General features: G+C 62.8%; 2 pseudogenes. Both read left to right on the top strand.

The features are described from left to right. Nucleotides 1–88 (top strand): annotated as a pseudogene (locus E4K09_RS14105) (DNA-binding response regulator); the annotation flags it as partial. Then, a pseudogene (locus E4K09_RS30200) lies at nt 85–223 on the top strand (two-component sensor histidine kinase); the annotation flags it as partial. The pseudogenes E4K09_RS14105 and E4K09_RS30200, both read left to right, overlap by 4 nt.

Here is a 223-nt window from a genome sequence, read left to right as displayed (position 1 = left end):
GCGTCGCAAGATCGAGAACGATCCCGCCAATCCGATTTTTCTGCAGACCGTGCGCGGGATCGGCTATCGCCTCGTGATCGACCGATGAAAATCGGCGCGGCCCTTCACTACCCGCCGCTCGATCGGGCGGCGCGCTGGTTCGGCAGATTTCTGCCGAAGGGGCTTTATGCGCGCGCGCTCATCATCATCATCGCGCCGGTCATCCTGCTGCAATCCGTGGTCG

It is taken from the genome of Microvirga pakistanensis (assembly GCF_004458765.1).
Taxonomy (GTDB): Bacteria; Pseudomonadota; Alphaproteobacteria; order Rhizobiales; family Beijerinckiaceae; genus Microvirga; species Microvirga pakistanensis.
The sequence above is the reverse complement of the archived record's forward strand: the minus strand, read 5'-3'. Positions and strand labels throughout refer to the sequence as shown.